Below are 20,002 nucleotides of genomic sequence, written 5' to 3'. Positions count from 1 at the left end.
CCGGTTTGTCTTAGTTCGTTTCATCTTAATTATTTAAGTCTTATCCACGGCCTGCCTGGAAAGAAGGATATAATGTCATTCCTCCATCAGCAATGAGGGTATGTCCTGTTACATATCTTGATTCCTTGGAAGCGAGCCACACGGCGACAGAAGAAATTTCGTCAGGTTCAGCGATATAGCCCATTGGAATTAGTTTTTCTACATCCGCTTTTTTGCCAGGATCTGAAAACTTTTCGGCATTGATTGGTGTGTTGATGGCACCTGGCGCAATGGCATTTACCCTGATTTTCTTTGGTGCATATTCCATCGCTAGCGTCTGAGTCATGAGCTTTACACCGCCCTTACTCGCTGCGTAGTGCACAAAGTGCGGCCAAGGGATGATCTCATGAACGCTCGACATGTTAATAATACTGCCTTCAATGTTATTCTTCAGAAAATACGAGATTGCTTCACGGCAGCCAAGAAATTGCCCCGTCAAATTCGTGGAGATAACCTTATTCCAATCTTCAAGAGATAGCTCGTGTGACGGAACCTCATTTTCAATCCCCGCGTTGTTAATCATAATATCCAGTCTTCCAAAGGATTCCACTGTGCGTTCGACCAGATTTTTAATATCTTCTTCCTTTGTCACATCTCCCTGAACGGCGATCGCTTCTCCGCCGAGATTTCTTAATTCCTGGAGAAGTTCTTCCACTTCATTACCCTTTTCACTAAAATAATTTACAGTGATCTTTGCTTTTTCTTTTGCAAAACGTTGGGCACAGGCTTTTCCGATTCCTGTACTCGCTCCTGTGATAATGACTGCTTTTCCTTCTAGATCTGTAAACATGTTTTTCATCCGCTCCTTAACGTTTTGTAATCCCGAGCATAACACCGCCCGCGATAATAAGTAGACATCCTGCAATAACGAAGATGATCTGCCGTTTTGACTTCTTTTCTTTTAAAATAAAAATTCCGCCGAGAGTGGAGATGATGATTCCCGTTTGTGAAAGCGAAAAACTTGTCGCTACACCAATCTTCGGCAATGAAAGCAACAAAGTGATGTTTCCTGTACTCCATAGAATTCCGGTTAAAATATTTCTTACAGCAAATTTATTAAACGGTTTACCTGTAAAAGTGAGAAGTAAACCGCCGATAAACATACCCGCTGCCTGTGGAAGTATCGCTTCCCATCCTCCAACCTTAAACCAATTGACAATAACCACATAGCCAACATAGCCTGCGGTGGATAGCAGCAAGATAAGGTAACCTCTTTTATAATTGGTCCCGCCGTCCTCTTTGTTGTTCTTATCCCTGATCGATGTAAAGACGGCTCCTAAAATGATAACAACGATAGCGATGATTCCAATAATGATCTCTGTTTTTGTTTTCCACTCATGAAACACGAGTACGCCAAAGAGTGTTGTCCCAAATAGCTGCATACCCGTTGAGAGAGGCACCGTTTTTGCCACACCGAGGTGATCAACAGTCGCAAATTGAAACCGCTGGCCGACAACCCATAAGGCACCCGAAATCGCTCCTACAATGATTACAAGAGAGTTCATATCAGGTTGAACGATAAAAAATGTAATTACCGAAAAGACAAGGGCACCGATGGTCATCCCCAATGTCTGGCTGTATGAATCTCCCCCAAGTTTTTGGCTGACCAATACAATGCTTCCCCAGCAAACTGCTGTGATGACTGCTAGAATTATTCCCATATTCATTTCCTTTCTGTCTGCTGATTCTATAGGTAGTATTTGCATCTTCCCGAAGATTCATGAGACTAAACAAAAAACCTCTATCTTTTATGATAGAGGTTAATCAAGTAGATCTATTTTACTGAAAAGTTCTGAAGTTTTTATCTCCACCGATAAAGATTGGCACGGCAAGATGGCGAATACGCTCCATGATCCGTTTTGCTTTTGCTTGCTCGAGGCCGCCTTTTTGCGAGTAGGAAAAATGCTCTTCAAGCAAGGTAAAATCATAATTGGAGGAGTACAGCGTCGGCAGCCTCTCCATCATACGATATTGAAGTATGACACCAATGATTTCATCCCTGACCCAATTTGTCATGTTTTCGGCACCAAGATCGTCAAGCATGAGGACAGGAACGGTTTTGAGCAGCTCCATTTTTTCGTTGAAACTTCCGTCAGAAAGGCTGCTTTTCATCTCCCGCAGAAACTCGGGAGTATGAACGAGCAATGAAGGAATCTGCCGCTCAGCCAACGCGTTGGCTATCGCACCCAGCAGATAAGTCTTTCCAACACCAAACTTGCCGTAAAAGTAAATCCCTTTCGCCCCTTCTCCAGAAGAAGCCGCTTTGACAAAATCCCATGCAGCACCAATCGCTTCTCTTCTGTCTTGATCAATGCTGTGAAGACGGTCAAAGGATGCCTGCAGGATATCTTTCGGGATAAAATAGCTTCTGATGAGGGCACTCATCGACTTCTGCTTTTCATCCTGTTTTTTCAGCGAACATTTTTCATAATAAATTTCGATCGTATTTCTTTCTGCCGCCAGTTCCGGCTGATACCCTTGCATCAGGTTTGGGCAAAGATTCAGCCCTGGGCAATTGGAACAATGGTTCTTTTCCTTGGAATATTCATAGAGCTTCGTCAATCCTTTTTCAATGCTTGATTGATTCAAATCAGGGTTCTGCTCCAGGAATGAGATAACATAAGGATCTGTGAGTACATGCTGCTTAATTCGGTCATATTCCTTTTTAAGCTGACCGTACCCTTCCATTTTTTTAACGGCGTCCATAATCGATTCCATTTTCGTTCCCCCCTTTAGATTTCTTTAAGCAGGTTTTCAAGCCATTGCTGGTTTTGCTCTTCAAGCTCATTATTATTATTGTTCTTTTCTTTTTTCTCTGCCGTTGCCTCTTCATCCTTCAGCCAATCTGGCAGACGGGCGCTCTTTTTCTGGGTTCCATTACGCTTATAATTTGTATTCTTACGCTCCTGCCACTCTTTGTACTTCTTCTGTTCTGAACGAGCTAGCGCCATGGCTTCCTGAACGGTTTGTACTTTTTTCCTGGCCCAGTGGCTCGCAATTTTTTCGACGAACGAACGTGTAAGTTTTTGATCATTGGTCTTCAGTACATAGTCGATCAAAACATTGACCACACCCGGAGTCATTTTTTGCTCAAGCATGAGATACGTAACAATATTCAAATCCACTTCCGCCGGCTTTGTTCCAGATTGGAGTTCCAGCAATTGAAAAGGTGATACTTCTTCAAAGAATTTTATCACTTTTTCTTCTTCTGTGACAGGCTCTCTGCCTGCAGCTGATTTTAAGCTCTGCGGCTGAGTACGGAGAGCCATCTGCGGCAGCTGGTTGTTGTTTTCAATCCTGTACCATTTTTGAACTTCCTTCCGGAGATTTTCGGCAGTCAACTCTCCATGAAGATGGTACGCGTTTTGGATTTGCCTGCTCATCTCAAGCGGTCCCATCTGGTAAACGTATGCCAGTTTAAGGATCGATTCCCTTATGGAAGGAGTTATGACCTCTTTCGGAAGAATAAAGCTTGAAATGCTGGAGATCAACAAATCAAAATCAAAGTCCTCAGAAGTGATGGACAACGGATTGCCTGGTTTTCTTTCTGCCAGACTTCCGCCTGATCCCTCCTGAATTTCCGAATAAGTCCCTGCTGTCATTTCAGAGGGATGAAGTGATACGAAAACATCATTAAATGATGACGTCATCTCCACGTATTCTTCCATCTCAGTTTCTTCTTGAATAAAATGGTCTCGCATCTCGCAATATTTTGTTTTGCCTAATCGATTATAAAGATAGATGTTCAAGACCCCATCGTTGAAAAATCCATCCGGTGAGAGAGGGGTTTGCAATTCATATAAGTAAACCCTCGAATCTTCTTTATCCCGTTTATAAGTTTTCAGCAGGCCGATGGCTTCCAGCTTTTTTCGGGCAGCAATAATATCCTTCAATGAAAATTGGGTAACATTCATGAGCCTCTGATGCGTTTGCTCTTTTGGCATTTTCATTTCGGCATCACACCAAAATGTCATATATAAACTATAGGCAAAAGCGCCTATTAACGGCTGGTACAGCATGGTCAATACTTTGCGGTCTATATTATGGAGATAGCCGCTAAATTGAACCTCATATGTATCCACCGGGACAATTTCTTTCCAGTGTACACTCATGGTTCTCACCTTTCAAAAAAAAGTTTTTTCTAAGTCTATAGAGAAAAACAAGCATTCCGATAAAAAAAAGCGTAAAACTGGTACTGTCTTACGCAAGTTAGTGCTCGTCTTTTTTTATTAATTCTTTCAGTTCCTGTATGAATACATTGATGTCCTTAAATTGCCGGTAGACCGAAGCAAATCGGACATAAGCTACTTCGTCCGTGTCCGCAAGATAATCCATGACTTTTTCGCCGACTTCTTTGCTGTTTATTTCAGAAACCCCTTGGTTCCGCAGATCCTTTTCTATGTTGTCCACGATATTTTCAAGAACTTCTAATGGTACAGGGCGTTTCTCACAAGCTTTTATAAGTCCGCGAAGAATTTTTTCACGGCTGAATTCTTCCCGGGTACCTTCCTTTTTCACAACAATCAGCGGTATTTCTTCAACCGTTTCAAAGGTTGTAAATCGATAGGTGCAAGACTCGCATTCCCGCCTGCGGCGAATCGATCTCCCCGAATGGACCGGTCTAGAATCAAGCACTTTTGTACCGTTATACTGACAGGACGGACAACGCAAAGCAGATCAACTCCAAAAATTAATTAACCTCTATTATAATTCTATCTTAGACAAAAGGAGGGCATGTGACAAGAATTAATTGTTTTCAAGCAGAGATGTGCCAATAAATTCAAGCTTTCCTTTCAATCCTTCATTAATAGCAAGGATCACCTTTCTGCTGTATCCAAAATCGATCGGAAACGGCGATTCAGACGTGACATTAATATCGACTGCCGTTTTAAATGGTCTGAGAGAGGTCGCAGTGATCACGGCAAAAGCCTTCCTTGGAGCTGTAACTTCAAAAGATAGCTCGCCCCGTTCTTTTGATGATCCAAGCAGTTTATAATGGCTTTGCTGCCGGACAAGTTCTTCAATGGCATCCATGACTTTTGTGCGGTTCGCTTTGAAATAATGGGTTTGCAGTAAAGGATCTTGGTGGTTCTCGGAAGTTTCCGAATGATTCTTCAAGATATTTTGCAATTGTCTAAGCATGGTACCCCTCCTCTAAACTCCTCCATGCAAAAGCGGAAAGTAAAAAAAGAGGTGCAAATAACACACCTCTTTTTCGACTTAGCATTCATTTTTATTTATTAGCAGCAACTTTATTTTTAGCAACTTTAACAGGACCCATTCCACGTGGAACTTCTAAATTTTCACGGCTGTTCGCTTCCAAAGCCTGTGAAATGTAATCAGCAGCCACATTTGGATCAATACGATCCCCACAAGTGTATACGTCAATGCTTGCATAACCATGCTCTGGAAAACTGTGGATTGTCAAATGTGATTCAGAAATAATAACAACCCCACTCACGCCATGCGGCGCAAACTTATGAAAAGCAACCTCACGAATTTCTGCACCTGCTTTAAGGGCAGCGTCAACAAACGTCTCTTCAATAAACCTCATATCATTTAGCTTTTCACTGTTGCATCCCCATAGTTCAGCAATTACGTGTCTTCCCATTGTATCCATATTAGCATAGTCCCCCTTAAAAATTTTTCATGCCTTCAAGCATGCGGTATTGAACATCTACCACGGGGGAAAGTTAGTCCTAAGAGGTCCTAACCCTTTAAGTAGAATCCAATGCCTTGGTTTGCTTTATTTGAAGTTCACGAATCATAGTATACTTGTTTTATTTTTCATTTGCAATAACTTGTTTGAAATTTCCCTCTAAATTATCTTATGAAAACTAATGACATAAAATAGGTGGTTATTGTCTAAAAACAAAAAGAACGGACAGCGCCAGAAACCGGCTCCATCCGTTCTTTTTTAATTATTGGTTTTATGAAGGAATCCTCATATCCGCCTTTTGAGCTAAACCTGCAGCAACAAGACCTGCCAGATCAACAACACGGCAAGAATAGCCCCATTCATTGTCATACCAGGCAAGCACTTTTACTTTTTTATTCTCAATAACCATTGTTGATAAACCATCAATGATTGAAGAATTCTCATCACCATTATAATCAATGGAAACCAGCGGCTGTTCGCTGTATCCAAGAATACCGTTTAATGCACCCTCAGACGCAGTTCTTAAAGCCTCATTTACCATCTCTTCTGTCACATCCGTTTTTAGATCGACCACTAAATCAACTAATGATACATTTGGAGTCGGGACCCGGAGTGCCATTCCATTCAATTTTCCTGTAAGATGAGGAAGAACCTTGGAGATTGCTTTTGCCGCCCCGGTAGACGTTGGAATGATGGATTGGCCGCAAGCTCTTGCACGTCTGAGGTCCTTGTGCGGGTTATCAATATTTTTTTGATCATTTGTATAGGCATGTACAGTAGTCATCATTCCTGATTCAATCCCGAACTGTTCATCGAGTACTTTTACTACAGGAGCCAGACAGTTCGTTGTGCATGAAGCATTGGATAAGATATGATGTTCGTCCGCTTTGTAATCGCTGTCATTAACACCCATAACAATCGTGATGTCTTCATCTTTTCCAGGTGCAGTAATAATAACCTTCTTCGCTCCAGCTTGCAGATGGTAGCCTGCCATTTCCTTTGTTTTGAATTTTCCAGTGGCTTCAATCACGATATCGATGCCGAGCCCTTTCCATGGCAGTTCTCTTGGGTCGCGGGAATTGAGCAGAAGCACTTTTTGCCCGTTCACCATTAAGTAGCCTTCATGGGCACTAACTTCACCATCAAACATTCCGTGAATTGAGTCATACTTAATCATATGTGCTAACGTTTCAGGAGGATAGCTTGCGTTGATTGCTACAACCTCAAACTCGTTATTTTCCTCCATCATCTTACGAAATACCATTCTTCCGATCCGCCCGAGTCCATTAATCGCTACTTTTGCTTTCATGGTGTGCTCCCTCCATATATGTTATACTTTTTTGTCTCTTTTTCTACAATTAGTATAGCATATTTAATTAAAAAAAGAACATCATTTTATAAAAACGGGCAAAAAATAAACCCTCTGCCTAGACAGAGGGCTAAATAATATTCCATTCCTTAAGCTGAGCATCCAGTTTCACTTTGAGCTCTTCCAAAGATCCATTGTTTGTGATCACCGCATCCGCCAGCTTTACTTTATCTTTAAGGGGCATCTGGGAAGCAATCCTGCTCCTTGCCTCCTCCTCCGTGAAGTGGTCTCTCATAACTAATCGGCTGAACTGGATTTCTTCATCAACAAAGATCAGGAGTGTGCGGTCCACCATATGGGTCAAATCGCTCTCAAACAACAGAGGAATATCCATGACCACATGGCTGAATCCATCATTAAGATAATGTGCTGCCTGGCTCTTCATTTCATGCCGTACAGCCGGATGAACAATCTCATTCAGCACCTTCCGTTTGGCAGAATCGTTGAATATGACGCTGCCAAGTTTTTTTCGATCGAGGTTCTTTTCTTCATCTATTACTTCTATCCCAAAGTTCTCGACAATTTTAACGTAGGCGGGCTGGCCTTGCTCCACAACCTGACGCGCGATTATATCTGCATCAACAACAGGTATGTTATAACTCCGCAAAAGATTGGAAACTGTGCTTTTTCCACTGGCAATCCCGCCGGTCAGGCCTATGATCATGATTTTACGATCCTCCTGTTACATTTTCAGTAATCCTATAATAATCAGTAATATCCCTGGAAGAAAGGTAAGCTTCTTCATCCACGTAATCCTGGACACTGCAAACCCTAATTTCATGCCACCAAGTACAAATATCGAGCTCATGGAGGCTACCGTAAATGCAGTAAGAAAAGGAGGCATATCAACCATTGCTGCTCCGATTCCCGCTCCAAAAGCATCCAATGAAAGCGCGACGCCCAGCAAGACCGCCTCCCAGCCATTGATAGAGCCGGATTTATCAAGATCTGCGATTGTCGGCTTACTTAAGATTTGAATCATGATTCCCAGAGATTTTATTTCTAATTTTACAATAGTCTTCTCTTCAGGTACAGCCGCGGCCTTTTTTTCAGGCTTGGCTACTTGGTACAAAAAATATGAACCGAGACCTAAAAGGATCAAGCCGCCTGTTACCTGCCCGGCATGCGGCGATAAAAAGCGTTCTAAAAAATGGCCGAACCCCATTGCAATAAAAAAGGTAATGGCCGAACATGAGGAAATGATAATGACCGATTTTAACGGAATCTTTATTTCCTTCATGCCATACGTCAGCCCCGTACCAAAGCTGTCAAGACTTACTGCAAACGCCAGTAAGAGCATCGAAAAGGACACCATAACGGCAAAAGCTCCTTTCATACCACGTTCTGTAGTATATGAAAGGAGCTTGGAAACTGTTATTTTTGGCAGCTGCTGCAAAAATGAGTGCCTCGTCCTGCAACAACGGATCTAGTAATTTCACGGCCGCATTTTTTGCATGGCTCTCCCTTTTTTCCATAAACAAAAAGCTCCAGTTGAAAGTTACCTGCTTTCCCTTCGGAATTCACATAAGAGCGAATCGTACTGCCGCCTTTTTCGACCGACTCTTTCAGGATCGATACCATGTTTTCCTGCAGCTTTTTTAATCGCTGCAGCGATAATCCGCTCGCTTTTTGTTCGGGGTGTATACCCGATGCAAAAAGAATTTCATCCACATAGATGTTTCCCAGACCTGTTATGAGAGACTGGTCCAGCAGGACCGCTTTCACCGACCTGCTTGTCTTTGAGAACATCTTCTTTAAAAGAGATGGAGTAAGTTCTGCGGAAAAAGGCTCATAACCGAGTTTGGATAACGGCTGCCGCAGTTCTTCTTCCCCTTTTGGATACAGATGCATCGTACCGAATTTCCTGACATCCCGGTACCGGAGTTCACTTCCGTCAGTAAACTCAAAGAGAACATGCGTATGTTTATCAAACGGTTCTTCCTTTTGGTTTAACGCATACTTCCCCTCCATTCTCAGATGGGAAACAAGAACGTCATCATCAAGAAAAATCTTAAGGAACTTGCCTCTTCGCTCTACATGTTTTATGGTCTGGCCGCTGAGCCGGATTTTGAATTCATCGATCTCAGGATGTTTAATAATATTGCTCCATAAGACTCTAACTTCTTTAATCGTTTTTCCGCCAACCAGTCTGTTCAGTGTGTTTTTTACGTTTTCTACCTCTGGCAATTCAGGCATATCTTTCACCTCAAATCAAACGGAAAACAGCCAAATCGGCTGTTTTCACTTCTCTTTTTTTTATTTTGCGTCGTACCATGTATCTCCGTAATTCAAATCAACTTTTAATGGAACATCAAGGCCGAGTGCAGATTCCATCACTTGCGGAACGAGAGTACACAGCTTTTCAATTTCATTTTCCGGTACCTCAAAGATCAGCTCATCATGCACCTGAAGCAGCATCAAGGATTCCAGATTTTCGTCTTTCAGCACCTGATCCATTTCAACCATCGCCTTTTTAATAATGTCAGCCGCTGTTCCCTGAATCGGAGTATTCATGGCTGTACGTTCAGCAAAACTTCTTAAATTGAAGTTTCTGCTCGTAATCTCTGGCAGGTAACGGCGGCGGTGCATAAGCGTTGAAACATAGCCGTCCTGTTTCGCCTGTCGGACGATCGATTCCATATATTCTTTTACACCAGGGAAAGTTTTCAAATACTGTTCAATGAACTCTCCGGCTTCTTTTCTTGTAATATTCAAGCTTTGCGACAAGCCATAGTCACTAATACCGTATACGATACCGAAGTTAACTGCTTTGGCATGCCTTCTCATTTCTGAGGTCACTTCATCCATCCCCACATGAAAAACATCCATCGCGGTCTTCGTATGAACGTCCATTTCCTTTTTAAAGGCTTCCATCAGGTTTTCGTCCTGTGAAATATGGGCAAGGACACGAAGCTCAATTTGAGAATAGTCAGCGGCAAGAATTTTCCAGCCTGGTTTTGAAGCAACGAAGGCTTCCCTGATCTTTCTTCCCGCCTCAAGCCTTATCGGGATATTTTGCAGATTTGGTTCTGTTGAACTCAGTCGTCCTGTTTGAGTCAGCGCCTGGTTAAAACGTGTGTGAATCTTATCAGTATCTTCGTCGACAACCTTCAGAAGCCCCTCAATATAGGTAGAGCTTAATTTTCCAAGCTGGCGGTAAACAAGGATTTTCCTGATGATCTCATGCTTGCCTTCCAGTTTCTCAAGCACATCCACCGAAGTACTGTAACCGGTCTTTGTCTTTTTTATGGCGGGCAGATTCAGCTTTTCAAACAAGATCTCTCCTAACTGTTTCGGAGAATTTATATTGAAAGATACTCCGGCAAGTTCATGAATCTCTCCTTCAAGTATTTTCAGTTGCTCTGTGAGCTCGTGTCCCATTGCTTGAAGCCTGCCGACGTCCACCTTCACTCCTGTTGTTTCCATTTCACCCAGCACCAGTGATAATGGGAGTTCAAGATCGGCAAAAAGTTCATACTGTTCGTTTTCCTTCAGTTCTTCAGAAAGCTTGTCCTGAAGAGCAAAAATAGCATTCGCTTTGCGAACGAGATGTTCGGATAGAATTTCTTCTTCAGGCACCTTTCGTTTGGCACCTTTTCCGTACACCGCTTCTTCTGTATCAGTGTCATGTATACCGTAGCGTTTTGCAATTCCAGCTACATCGTCCCCGGACTCGGACGGATTCAGCAGATAAGAGGCGATCATTAGATCAAATTCTACACCCTTCAATGAAATACCGTTCCAGTCCAATGCGACGTACGCTCTTTTGGCGTCAAACACGTATTTAATTTTACTTTCATCTTCCGCCCATTCCTTAAACGATGCTGAAGAGAGCGCTGTTTCAGCAGGAATAAAATACTTTCCGTTGCTGTTTACGATCGCCAGCCCGTTGACCGGAGCTTTATGGTAGGTTTCCGGTGTTGTTTCTACTATAAGAGCGGCAGGTGATGATAAGATTTCATGACTGAGTTCTTCAGCCTTTTCAAAGGAAATCTCTTCTTTTTCCTGTCCGCTCAGCTGTGTTTCTTCACTGTCCCCGCCGATTCGTTCCAGCAGCGAGTTGAAGCCAAGATCTTTAAAGAATGGAATCAGCTGTTCTGTTTGGTACCCTTCATAAAGAGAATCGTTTATGGAGATTTCAATTGGTGCCTCATGCGTGATGGTTGCCAGCTCTTTGCTCATCAAGGCCTGTTCCTTATTGTCCTTGAGTTTCTCCTTCAGCTTTGCACCTGAAACCTGATCAATTGATTCCAGCGTTTCTTCCAGAGTGCCGAACTGTTTGATTAGTTTAATGGCTGTTTTTTCCCCGACTCCCGGAACTCCAGGGATGTTATCGGATGGATCGCCCATGAGGCCCTTCATGTCGATAATCTGGTGAGGAGTTAAGCCATATCTCTCTTCCACCTGTTGAAGGTCATAAGCCTCTACTTCCGAGATCCCTTTGCGGGTCAGTGCAACCTTGACGTTTTCTGTTACAAGCTGAAGCAAGTCTTTATCACCAGTAAAGACCTTAACGTCCCAGTCACCATTTTCAGCCTGTTTAGAAAGCGTGCCGATAATATCATCCGCTTCATAATTTTCAAGCTCGTACCGTTTAATTCCGAACCCGTCCAAAAGCTGGCGGATCAGCGGAAATTGTTCGGAAAGCTCAGAAGGAGTTTTCTGGCGTCCTCCTTTATATTCGGTAAACGTTTTATGCCTGAAGGTTGTTTTCCCCGCATCAAATGCAACAAGCACGTGGCTGGGCTTTTCATCTTCCAATATTTTAAGCAGCATCGTCGTAAATCCGTATACTGCATTTGTATAGACACCTTTATCATTGTTGAGCAGAGGAAGCGCGAAGAACGCACGATATGCGATACTGTTTCCATCAATCAAAACTAATTTATTTGCCAAAATAATACCCCCTGATCGGTTGTTTTCTAATCTTTATTGTACCATTCGGCTATACGAAAAGAAAATTGGCCAGCCAGCGTCTGTTCGAAGATTAGAACAAAAAAAGAGAGAACCCGTCATGGATTCTCTTAAAGGGGGTACTGAAAAAGGATACTTAAAGCATAACGATAAACTGTTAAGCTGGCACGAATGCAGTGTTAATAGTTTGTAAATTCAATCATTAAATTCTTTTTTGAAAACAAGCGTGAATGTCGAGCCTTCTCCCGGCTTGCTTTTCACATGGATACGGCCCCTGTGGGCCTCTACCAAGTGCTTGACGATTGCAAGGCCAAGCCCCGTACCGCCAGAGTTCCTGCTTCTCGCTTTATCCACTCTGTAGAATCGTTCGAAAATACGCGAGACTTCCTCTTTATGGATACCAATACCGGTGTCGGATACACTGAAGGTTACTTTTTCACTGCTTTCCTTCAGGCGGATCGTGATCCTTCCGCCTTTTGGAGTGTAGTTTAAGCTATTGTTTATAAGGTTGATGAAAACCTGCTTTAATCTCGGTGAATCACCTTCAATCATGGTGTTCCCTTCTGCAGAATACTTGATCGTTATCTCTTTTTCCTGCGCTTTTGTTTCAAGCATGACGATCACTTCTTCTACGATCGTCGACAGGCTGACTTTTTGCAGGTTCAAAGAAAATCCTTGTTCCACCTTAGAGAGATCAAGCAGATCTTGAATGAGGTGCTGCAGCCTGTCGCTCTCATTCCACATGATTGTAAGAAATTTTTTGCGGATTTCCGGATTGCCGTCCGCTCCATCCAGCAGCGTTTCAGCAAAACCTTTCAAAGAAGTGACCGGTGTTTTCAATTCATGGGATACGTTGGCAACAAAATCCTTTCTCATCTGTTCAAGTTTTTTCAATTCCGTAATGTCATGAAAAACGAGAACAATGCCGCGGAGCTTCCCGAGACTGTTGAGGACCGGTGCGCTGTATACATCAAAGTTCTTTCTCTCAATATGAATAGGAAGCACGACTTGTTTCCGTATGTTGGTTTCCATAATAAATGTATCTTCAACGATTTCTTTAATTTCTTTATATGGAAAGACTTCATGAAACAAGTGGCTCGTCCAGGAATCGGTATACTCTTTAAAAATTTCCTTAAAGGCTCGGTTAACAATCGTGATATAGCCATCAGAATCGATGAGAATGAGACCGCTGCCCATGTTCTCGATCAGTGTCTTCAGACGGTCCTGCTGCGATTCATAGGACTTTGTCATCTTCTCAAGGTTTCTTGCAAGCACATTTAAAGAAAAGTTCAGTTCACCGACATCTCCCTTATATTCATAAGTTCTAGCCTTAAAATTCCCTCTCGCCAGCTCCTTCGCTGTGCTCGTTGCCTCTTCTACTGGTTTAACAATCCGATTCAGCACACGGATTGAGACAAAGAGGATGATGACCAGGCTGATGAGAAAACCAAGAGACATGGCAAGCCAAATGGATCTCTCCGTGCTGTTGGCTGTCTTTTCAGGAATAACTAGCTGGACATACCCTTCAAGTGAACCGGATGTTTGATTTTTAACCGGCAGTGTATAAACGAGACGGTCCATATCTTTCGTTGAAACCAGTGAACTGCCTTTATATTCGTCCAATCCATTTAAAGGCTGATCAGGAACAGCTTCTTTCTCACTTTTTGATTGCGCCAAAACTTTGCCTTTGGGAGATAAATAGAGAAGTTTTCCACCTAAATCTTTTTCAGCCCGATCCAACTGCTTTTCCAAGAGGCCAGTATCCTTATTAACAGCAGCAAGGGAAACAAGCTGGAGCTCACTTTGGTAAGATTGCAGACGCTTTTCCTTTACGTTATAGTGCACCAGACCTCCGACAATTAGAGCAAGCAGGATAAAAACAAGCATAATTCCAACCAGGAAAAAAGAGAGTACCCGGTTTTTAAAATCTGGCATTATTGCGGAACCTCAAGCTTATAGCCCATTCCCCTGATGGTTTTAATATAGACCGGTTTTCTTGTATTCTCTTCTATTTTTTCCCGCAGGTGGCTGATATGCACATCAACAATCCTTGTGTCGCCGACAAAATCATAATTCCATACAGCAGACAGAAGCTGTTCCCTGGTGAGTACCCTGTTTTTATTCTTTGAGAGGTACACCAGCAGTTCAAACTCTTTCGGAGTCAATTCAAGTGCTGTCCCTTTATAAAAAGCTTCATAGTTCTCGGGATAAACTTCTACTTCTCCAATCGTCAGCTTTTCCGATTCCTCTGCTTGAGCAGGTTCCTCGATAGCTGCCTGCTTGGTACGCCGAAGGATGGCTTTCACCCGGGCAACCACTTCACGGGGACTAAACGGCTTTGTCATATAATCATCTGCCCCTAATTCCAATCCTAACACCTTATCAAATTCATCGTCTTTTGCAGTCAGCATGAGTATGGGAATAAAAAGCTGCTTTTGTCTCAAGTTTTTACAAACCTCGAGACCATCCATTTCAGGCAGCATAAGATCAAGAACCATTAAATCCGGTTTTTCCATTTCAGCCAATTCAAGGCCCTTTCGTCCATCCATTGCGGTGATCACTTCAAAACCAGCTTGTTCTAAATTAAATTGCAATAATGTTGAGATCGATAATTCGTCCTCGACTACCATGATTTTCTGGCTCATCTTTTCCCACCCTTTTTTAGTTACGTTTCACCTTTATTCATTACAATCATACTATTTTTTTCTTCCAAGCACAAAAGGGTCAGATTAAAGATTTCGTAAAGTTTGTAAATTTTTAAAAAGAAAAGCTGAAGCGCCCAAAGACGAAATGTGTTTATATTTCGTCCTTCGAGGACCTAAGATGAAATAAGACTCATATTTCATCATTTAAGACGAAAATAGAATTCAATTTTTATCCTCGGGCGCTAAAGCTAGACACTGCTTCTATGCCAACAAAATCTTATACTTTCCTTCAATAAAAAAGGCTGTTTTCGTAACCTTTGTTGCTCTTAGGAGTAGTTGATTTCCGTTTCAGGATGCTCGCTTTCCGCGGGGGCGCCAGCGCCTGTGGGTCTCACCTGTCCCGCTTCTCCCGCAGGACAAGGAAGGCTTCGGCAGCGTTATATCGCACGAAGAAAATGTGAAATTCATTTTCGAGGAGTCTCAGCACCTTGCACTACAATCAACTTGTCAATGAAGACTCTTTACAAAAATGACCCAAAAGCAACAATCTTTTAGAAAAGAGCCATAAAAAAAGACCGGCTGCCCGGTCTAGAAGTTGTCCAACGTGTTGGAGGTTATGGATTTCGGCTGATATGGAGGGCATATTTCAAGATCCCCTTCCATTACCAGCTCGCTTTTTTCATTTTTCCCCTCAACCCTCATCTTGATGGAATGAGCTTCCTGGTCAATGTCTGTCACCTGAAACAAAAAATGAACTTTGCCGTAATGATAAACAGGTTTTGGAAAAGATAAGGATTGTTTTTTAATGCTGCTTCCTGGTCCAGGTAAATACTTGGACACCGCAGCTGTTACCATGCCAATAAGCATAACCTGCGGAACAATTGGTTTTTTAAATGGCGTCATGGATGCATAATCATGTTGAATGAATAAAGGGTTGTTGTCATTGGTGAGTCCGAGGTACAAAAGCAAATCCTTATCTTCAATCGTTTCGGAAAGTTCGAGTTTTTCCCCTGTTTGGATCTCTTCTATTTTTCTGCCCAGTTTACGCTTTTTTCCGAACAACATACAAGACCACCCCTCATTAAGCCCTAAGTAAACGCTTACATTTGTGAAGTGATAAAAAGATCCGGAAAAACCCGAACCTTTTTACCAAATGATTTATGCTAATATGTTCATTACGCTTTTCACAGATTCTGCAGAACGGTCTAGCGCTGCTTTTTCATCTGCTGATAATTCAAGCTCAATGATTTCTTCAAGGCCGTTTCCGCCTACGATTGTAGGAACGCCAAGGCAAATTCCATCATAGCCGTATTCGCCTTCGAGGTAAGCGATAGTCGGAAGAACACGTCTTTGGTCTTTCAATACCGCTTCTATCATTTCAACCAATGAAGCAGCAGGAGCGTAATAAGCGCTTCCGTTTCCAAGAAGGTTTACGATTTCTCCTCCGCCTTTGCGAGTACGTTCAACAATCGCATCCAAACGTTCTTGTGGAATTAATTTTTCTAATGGAATTCCGCCTGCATAAGAGTAGCGTACGAGCGGCACCATGTCGTCCCCGTGTCCGCCAAGAACAAAACCAGTAATATCTTTTACAGAGAGGTTCAATTCTTGAGAGATGAACGTACGGAAACGAGCAGAATCAAGGATACCGGATTGGCCGATTACACGGCTTTTCGGGAAACCGGATTCTTTAAGAACTGTGTAAGTCATCGCATCAACCGGGTTAGTTAGAACGATGATTACAGTGTTCGGAGAATATTTCACGATTTCCTGTGTAACGCTTTTCATGACTTTTGCATTTGTGTTCACAAGATCATCACGGCTCATACCTGGTTTACGTGCAATTCCTGCAGTGATAACTACTACATCGGAATCTTTTGTATCTTCATAGTTGGAAGTACCAATGATGTTCGCATCGAATCCTTGTACAGGGCTTGCTTCAAGCATGTCCAACGCTTTTCCTTTAGTAGGATTTTCTGCTTGAGGAATGTCAACAAGCACTACATCCCCAAGTTCTTTTTGTGCTGCGATAAATGCTGTTGTTGCTCCTGTAAAACCTGCACCAATGACTGAAATCTTTTTGCGTGTGTTCACTGCCATAAAGAATCCCTCCAAATTATCCTGGTTCTATTTAGAAATGCGCAAGCGTCCATTTTTTGGTTTGAAAAGCGCTGGAGCTAGACTTGACTTCCTTGATTTAAACAGTGGCCCCGGCGAGCCGGGGCCATCTTTTATTACATGTTGCTGATGAGTTCGTCGGCAAACTCAGAACATTTCACTTCTGTAGCGCCGTCCATCAAACGAGCGAAATCATAAGTGACTACTTTGCCGGCAATCGCTTTTTCCATAGCATTTGTAATGAGTTTAGCTGCTTCTTGCCATCCAAGGTGTTCAAGCATTAATACACCTGAAAGGATAACAGAAGAAGGGTTAACTTTATCCAAGCCCGCATATTTAGGAGCTGTACCATGTGTAGCTTCAAAGATCGCATGTCCAGTTTCATAGTTGATGTTTGCTCCAGGAGCAATTCCGATTCCGCCTACTTGTGCAGCAAGTGCATCAGAAATGTAGTCTCCGTTAAGGTTCATTGTCGCTACAACATCGAACTCTGCAGGACGAGTAAGGATCTGTTGAAGGAAGATATCAGCAATAGAATCTTTTACGATAATTTTGCCAGCAGCTTCTGCATCAGCTTGTGCTTTATTCGCAGCATCTTTTCCTTGCTCTTCAACAATACGGTCATATTGAGCCCAAGTGAATACTTTATCGCCGAATTCTTGTTCAGCAAGCTCGTAGCCCCAGTTTTTGAAAGCACCTTCTGTAAATTTCATGATGTTTCCTTTGTGGACAAGTGTTAAGCTCTTGCGTCCTTCGCTGATTGCATACTGAAGGGCAGCACGAACAAGACGTTTTGTCCCTTCAGAAGAAACCGGCTTAATTCCGATACCTGAAGTTTCAGGGAAACGGATTTTCTTTACTCCCATTTCTTCCTGAAGGAAAGAGATAACCTTCTTCACTTCATCAGAACCGCTCGCATATTCAATTCCAGCATAGATATCTTCTGTATTTTCACGGAAGATGACCATGTCTGTGTCTTCCGGACGCTTAACAGGTGAAGGTACACCTTGGAAATAACGAACCGGGCGAAGACAAGTGAATAAGTCCAGCTCCTGGCGAAGTGCCACGTTTAATGAACGGATACCTCCGCCAACCGGCGTTGTAAGAGGTCCTTTAATTGCGATTATGTAATCGCGGATCACATCAAGTGTTTCTGACGGAAGCCATTCACCAGTTTCGTTGAATGCCTTTTCTCCGGCAAGAACTTCTTTCCAGACGATTTTCTTTTCACCGTTGTATGCTTTGTCTACTGCTGCTTCAAGAACACGTGATGCTGCCGCCCAAATATCAGGGCCAGTCCCATCTCCCTCAATAAAAGGAATAATTGGCTGGTTAGGTACGTTTAATACCCCGTTATCTACTGTAATACGCTCTCCATTTGACATGTTGCTCGTCCTCCTATCTAAAATCTCTTACTTTTCTATCCTACTAAAATAACTTTCAAAAGAGAAGAGTAACCCCTCTTCTCTTTTCTTTCTAAGAATTAGCGTTCAGAAAGCGGTGTGTACTTTTGCATGGATGGTCCGGTATAATCTGCACGCGGACGAATCAGACGGTTATTCTCATATTGTTCAAGAATGTGGGCAATCCAGCCTGATACACGGCTCACCGCAAAAATCGGTGTGAAAATATCGTGAGGGATGCCTAGGCTGTGGTATACGCTTGCAGAATAGAAGTCTACATTCGGAAGAAGTCCTTTTTCTTCTTTCAGCAGCTCTTCTAATTTCACAGACATGTTATACCATTTTTCTTCACCTGTTGTTGTTGTCAGCTGTTTGCTCATTTCACGAAGATGTTTCGCGCGAGGGTCCCCGCTCTTATATACACGGTGCCCAAAGCCCATGATCTTTTGTTTGTTATCGATCGCATTTCTTAAGTAGCTTTCCACGTTCTCTTCACTGTTGATTTCGCTGAGCATTTTCATAACTTGCTCGTTTGCTCCTCCGTGAAGAGGTCCTTTTAGGGCACTGATTGCTGCAGTAACACCAGAATACATGTCAGATAATGTAGCGACCGCAACACGTGCTGTAAATGTTGAAGCATTTAGCTCATGGTCCGCGTGAAGAACCAAAGCCTTGTTAAACGCTTCCACTGCAACTTCGTCTGGCTCATTGCCAGTAAGCATGAATAGGAAGTTTGCCGCGAGACCGAGATCCTTGCGCGGAGCAACCGGTTCTTTTCCTTCACGGATCCTTGCAAACGCTGTGACAACTGTTGAAATCTGCGCTTGAAGTTTTACCGCTTTTCTGTAATTTCCTTCGGTAGACATATCCTCAGCATCTTCATCATACATTCCAAGCATGGAAACCGCTGTACGAAGAATGGCCATTGGATGTACACCTTTTAAAGGAAGCGATTTCAAATGTTGGATTAAATCATCAGATACAGCGGCTTGCTCAGCAAGTTCTGCTTTGAATTGATCAAGTTCCTTTTCATTAGGAAGTTTTCCATTCCACAATAAATATACTACTTCCTCAAATGTTGCGTGGTCTGCCAAGTCATCAATACTGTACCCTCTGTATGTCAGTACATCATCAATGATTGAGCTGACAGATGAGGTTGTGGCTACTACACCTTCTAATCCTCTTGTTGCTGTCATGGTTATCTCTCCCTTTCTAAATTCTCTTTCTCCTTTAATAGAAAAGCACAAAACCAAAAAACTCTTATAAGTAAGAGCTTACATTTCTAGCATATAAAGAAATGTAGACTATTTAAAGGAATTGGAACATATAAGTCAATTATAAACAATAAACAGGGCTTTGTGAATGGAAATGGCTTTTTTCGTTGTTTACGCACTGAAAAATTCGACAACTTTCATTGCCATATACGCAATTCCTGCCCCGATTAACGGGCCTACAGCAACTCCGTTTAAGAAAGCTACAGCAAGAATGGTGCCGAAAACAAGAGCTGCTGTTATATGCGGATCATCTTGAAGAAGGGTGATCCCTTTTGATGCGATGATGGCTACAAAAATTCCTGAAAGCAAGGCAATCCACGCAAAGGAGGACTTCAAAGCTTCCTGAAGCTGCTTAAATCCGATGTCACCTGTAGCGATCGGAATCAAAACGGCAATCGTGATGATCGTAACGCCCCAATTGATGCCTTTCTGTTGGATCAGCGGAAATACCTTATCTCCAATGCCTGTAAATTTAAGGACAAGCAGTACAGAGAGAGCAATAATCAGGGACTGATTTTTCGCTATGATTCCAATGGCCAGCAAGATGACCAAAAATAATGTTGACTGCATGATGGGTAGCC

The 20,002-nt window shown here is 42.6% G+C and carries 19 protein-coding genes; all 19 read right to left on the bottom strand.

The genetic code is table 11. The features are described 5' to 3' along the window. Positions 1–40: 40 nt before the first annotated feature. Entirely contained in the window at positions 41–829 is a 789-nt protein-coding gene (locus tag OKX00_RS07700; protein ID WP_265410009.1) for a glucose-1-dehydrogenase, read from the bottom strand. A 16-nt stretch (positions 830–845) separates the two neighbouring features. Continuing rightward, a complete protein-coding gene (locus OKX00_RS07695) occupies positions 846–1,700 on the bottom strand; it encodes a GRP family sugar transporter (protein ID WP_053357605.1) in 855 nt (284 codons plus the stop codon). Positions 1,701–1,818: 118 nt separating this feature from the next. Beyond that, positions 1,819–2,757 carry a primosomal protein DnaI gene (gene dnaI / locus OKX00_RS07690; RefSeq protein WP_053357604.1) on the bottom strand — a complete coding sequence of 313 codons (939 nt, stop codon included), beginning with the start codon at positions 2,755–2,757 and terminating at the stop codon, positions 1,819–1,821. A 14-nt stretch (positions 2,758–2,771) separates the two neighbouring features. Then, complete coding sequence (locus OKX00_RS07685) at positions 2,772–4,151, bottom strand: replication initiation and membrane attachment family protein (RefSeq protein ID WP_265410008.1); 1,380 nt, start codon at positions 4,149–4,151, stop codon at positions 2,772–2,774. Positions 4,152–4,248: 97 nt separating this feature from the next. Next, entirely contained in the window at positions 4,249–4,710 is a 462-nt protein-coding gene (gene nrdR, locus OKX00_RS07680; RefSeq protein WP_053357602.1) for a transcriptional regulator NrdR, read from the bottom strand. 75 nt (positions 4,711–4,785) lie between these two features. Next, the gene (locus OKX00_RS07675; protein WP_265410007.1) at positions 4,786–5,181 is read right to left on the bottom strand and encodes a cytosolic protein; all 396 of its coding nucleotides are present in this window, start codon (positions 5,179–5,181) and stop codon (positions 4,786–4,788) included. A gap of 91 nt (positions 5,182–5,272) precedes the next feature. Then, complete coding sequence (gene speD, locus OKX00_RS07670; RefSeq protein ID WP_053357600.1) at positions 5,273–5,659, bottom strand: adenosylmethionine decarboxylase; 387 nt, start codon at positions 5,657–5,659, stop codon at positions 5,273–5,275. Between the two features lie 310 nt (positions 5,660–5,969). After that, positions 5,970–7,007 carry a glyceraldehyde-3-phosphate dehydrogenase gene (locus tag OKX00_RS07665; protein WP_265410006.1) on the bottom strand — a complete coding sequence of 346 codons (1,038 nt, stop codon included), beginning with the start codon at positions 7,005–7,007 and terminating at the stop codon, positions 5,970–5,972. Positions 7,008–7,137: 130 nt separating this feature from the next. Next, entirely contained in the window at positions 7,138–7,731 is a 594-nt protein-coding gene (coaE, locus tag OKX00_RS07660; protein WP_265410005.1) for a dephospho-CoA kinase, read from the bottom strand. A gap of 18 nt (positions 7,732–7,749) precedes the next feature. After that, the gene (ytaF, locus tag OKX00_RS07655; RefSeq protein WP_053358507.1) at positions 7,750–8,382 is read right to left on the bottom strand and encodes a sporulation membrane protein YtaF; all 633 of its coding nucleotides are present in this window, start codon (positions 8,380–8,382) and stop codon (positions 7,750–7,752) included. A 59-nt stretch (positions 8,383–8,441) separates the two neighbouring features. Further along, the gene (gene mutM, locus OKX00_RS07650) at positions 8,442–9,263 is read right to left on the bottom strand and encodes a DNA-formamidopyrimidine glycosylase (protein WP_265410004.1); all 822 of its coding nucleotides are present in this window, start codon (positions 9,261–9,263) and stop codon (positions 8,442–8,444) included. 60 nt (positions 9,264–9,323) lie between these two features. Next, positions 9,324–11,963, bottom strand: a complete 2,640-nt coding sequence (polA, locus tag OKX00_RS07645) for a DNA polymerase I (RefSeq protein WP_265410003.1) — start codon at positions 11,961–11,963, stop codon at positions 9,324–9,326. Between the two features lie 213 nt (positions 11,964–12,176). After that, positions 12,177–13,916 carry a two-component system histidine kinase PnpS gene (gene pnpS, locus OKX00_RS07640; RefSeq protein ID WP_091003989.1) on the bottom strand — a complete coding sequence of 580 codons (1,740 nt, stop codon included), beginning with the start codon at positions 13,914–13,916 and terminating at the stop codon, positions 12,177–12,179. Continuing rightward, positions 13,916–14,626: a response regulator transcription factor gene (locus OKX00_RS07635; protein WP_053357594.1), complete on the bottom strand. Its 711-nt coding sequence runs from the start codon at positions 14,624–14,626 to the stop codon at positions 13,916–13,918. The genes pnpS and OKX00_RS07635 overlap by 1 nt, the downstream gene beginning before the upstream one ends. A gap of 588 nt (positions 14,627–15,214) precedes the next feature. After that, complete coding sequence (locus tag OKX00_RS07630; protein ID WP_265410002.1) at positions 15,215–15,691, bottom strand: MaoC family dehydratase; 477 nt, start codon at positions 15,689–15,691, stop codon at positions 15,215–15,217. 93 nt (positions 15,692–15,784) lie between these two features. Beyond that, positions 15,785–16,726 carry a malate dehydrogenase gene (gene mdh, locus OKX00_RS07625; RefSeq protein WP_265410001.1) on the bottom strand — a complete coding sequence of 314 codons (942 nt, stop codon included), beginning with the start codon at positions 16,724–16,726 and terminating at the stop codon, positions 15,785–15,787. Positions 16,727–16,860: 134 nt separating this feature from the next. Continuing rightward, positions 16,861–18,129 (bottom strand): NADP-dependent isocitrate dehydrogenase, encoded by a 1,269-nt coding sequence (gene icd, locus OKX00_RS07620; protein WP_062233885.1) that lies wholly within the window; start codon positions 18,127–18,129, stop codon positions 16,861–16,863. Between the two features lie 98 nt (positions 18,130–18,227). After that, entirely contained in the window at positions 18,228–19,343 is a 1,116-nt protein-coding gene (citZ, locus tag OKX00_RS07615) for a citrate synthase (RefSeq protein ID WP_265410000.1), read from the bottom strand. Between the two features lie 189 nt (positions 19,344–19,532). Continuing rightward, on the bottom strand, positions 19,533–19,991 hold the full coding sequence (locus OKX00_RS07610; protein WP_062233879.1) for a DUF441 domain-containing protein: 459 nt from the start codon (positions 19,989–19,991) through the stop codon (positions 19,533–19,535). Positions 19,992–20,002: the final 11 nt, after the last annotated feature.

It is taken from the genome of Fictibacillus sp. KU28468, assembly GCF_026153615.1.
In the GTDB taxonomy this organism is placed as follows: Bacteria; Bacillota; Bacilli; order Bacillales; family Fictibacillaceae; genus Fictibacillus_C; species Fictibacillus_C marinisediminis.
The sequence above is the reverse complement of the archived record's forward strand: the minus strand, read 5'-3'. Positions and strand labels throughout refer to the sequence as shown.

Bases quoted from the DNA above. Each gene is read 5' to 3' on its own strand.
- OKX00_RS07700 (WP_265410009.1), bottom strand. From the start codon at position 829: ATGTTTACAGATCTAGAAGGAAAAGCAGTCATTATCACAGGAGCGAGT.
- OKX00_RS07695 (WP_053357605.1), bottom strand. From the start codon at position 1,700: ATGGGAATAATTCTAGCAGTCATCACAGCAGTTTGCTGGGGAAGCATT.
- dnaI (WP_053357604.1), bottom strand. From the start codon at position 2,757: ATGGAATCGATTATGGACGCCGTTAAAAAAATGGAAGGGTACGGTCAG.
- OKX00_RS07685 (WP_265410008.1), bottom strand. From the start codon at position 4,151: ATGAGTGTACACTGGAAAGAAATTGTCCCGGTGGATACATATGAGGTT.
- OKX00_RS07675 (WP_265410007.1), bottom strand. From the start codon at position 5,181: ATGCTTAGACAATTGCAAAATATCTTGAAGAATCATTCGGAAACTTCC.
- speD (WP_053357600.1), bottom strand. From the start codon at position 5,659: ATGGATACAATGGGAAGACACGTAATTGCTGAACTATGGGGATGCAAC.
- OKX00_RS07665 (WP_265410006.1), bottom strand. From the start codon at position 7,007: ATGAAAGCAAAAGTAGCGATTAATGGACTCGGGCGGATCGGAAGAATG.
- coaE (WP_265410005.1), bottom strand. From the start codon at position 7,731: ATGATCATAGGCCTGACCGGCGGGATTGCCAGTGGAAAAAGCACAGTT.
- ytaF (WP_053358507.1), bottom strand. From the start codon at position 8,382: ATGGTGTCCTTTTCGATGCTCTTACTGGCGTTTGCAGTAAGTCTTGAC.
- mutM (WP_265410004.1), bottom strand. From the start codon at position 9,263: ATGCCTGAATTGCCAGAGGTAGAAAACGTAAAAAACACACTGAACAGA.
- pnpS (WP_091003989.1), bottom strand. From the start codon at position 13,916: ATGCCAGATTTTAAAAACCGGGTACTCTCTTTTTTCCTGGTTGGAATT.
- OKX00_RS07635 (WP_053357594.1), bottom strand. From the start codon at position 14,626: ATGAGCCAGAAAATCATGGTAGTCGAGGACGAATTATCGATCTCAACA.
- OKX00_RS07630 (WP_265410002.1), bottom strand. From the start codon at position 15,691: ATGTTGTTCGGAAAAAAGCGTAAACTGGGCAGAAAAATAGAAGAGATC.
- mdh (WP_265410001.1), bottom strand. From the start codon at position 16,726: ATGGCAGTGAACACACGCAAAAAGATTTCAGTCATTGGTGCAGGTTTT.
- icd (WP_062233885.1), bottom strand. From the start codon at position 18,129: ATGTCAAATGGAGAGCGTATTACAGTAGATAACGGGGTATTAAACGTA.
- citZ (WP_265410000.1), bottom strand. From the start codon at position 19,343: ATGACAGCAACAAGAGGATTAGAAGGTGTAGTAGCCACAACCTCATCT.
- OKX00_RS07610 (WP_062233879.1), bottom strand. From the start codon at position 19,991: ATGCAGTCAACATTATTTTTGGTCATCTTGCTGGCCATTGGAATCATA.